General features: G+C 34.4%; 1 protein-coding gene. It reads right to left on the bottom strand.

All coding sequences use genetic code 11. The features are described 5' to 3' along the window. A partial coding sequence (locus tag KGF65_RS16745) for a hypothetical protein (protein WP_216788269.1) occupies positions 1-685 on the bottom strand: 685 nt, incomplete at its 3' end. Positions 686-812: the final 127 nt, after the last annotated feature.

Raw genomic sequence — 812 nt, 5'->3', positions numbered from 1 at the left:
TTTTATAAACGCCAAAACGATTAATGTCCATATAAAGTTTACTATGCGGGTGAGCATCTCTCATATTAGTCAGGTGATCTGCTATATTGCTAAAATAGACAGAAAGGGTAACTCCGACTGGTGGAGATACAAGTGATCCAAATTCAGCAATAGCTTGACCATTTTTGAATTCTGCTATCTCTTTATTTACTGCTGTCTTATTGCGCATATACACCCTAATCCCCCACCAAAAATGTTTAATAGTTGGATTTGATGAAGACTTGGCCAATACTACACCGAATGCTGCACTTGTTGAAGCTCCATATGTCTTATCATTAGTCTTGATAGTATAGCCGTTGCTTTTAATGTCAGCATTGACTTGTGAAAGCTCATCTTCTATTTCTGTAACCACGCTTTGAGAGACATTATTATTTTCAGGGAGCTGTAATACGTATTGATTATTAACAACTTTTACATATGGATCAATTTGATTAATTTGATTCTCAGTCAATTGATTATTTTCTGAATCTGATAATTTTGCTGTTTCAGTTGTTTGACCAGCATCCTTTATGACATTAGTTTGGTTTAACTGGGTAGTATCTGCAGAAGCCCTGCTTGTTGGTATATATGTGGCAGTTAAAATTGCACTTGCCAATAGAACTAACCCTAAAGAACTAACCCTAATTTTCTGTTTTTCATTGTTCATCGACCTCCCAAAGTAGCAAAATCTTAGCCTACGAATTATATAAAAATATTTACAAGCAAACCATAAGTCTTATTTTTAGTATTTTCAATTATAATACTCATACGCGTGGTGCTAGTTAAATTTAGAC

Origin of the sequence: Lactiplantibacillus sp. 30.2.29 (assembly GCF_018991255.1) — a bacterium.
Taxonomy (GTDB): domain Bacteria; phylum Bacillota; class Bacilli; order Lactobacillales; family Lactobacillaceae; genus Lactiplantibacillus; species Lactiplantibacillus pentosus.
Note: the sequence above shows the minus strand (reverse complement) of the source record. Positions and strands in the feature narration are given on the sequence as shown.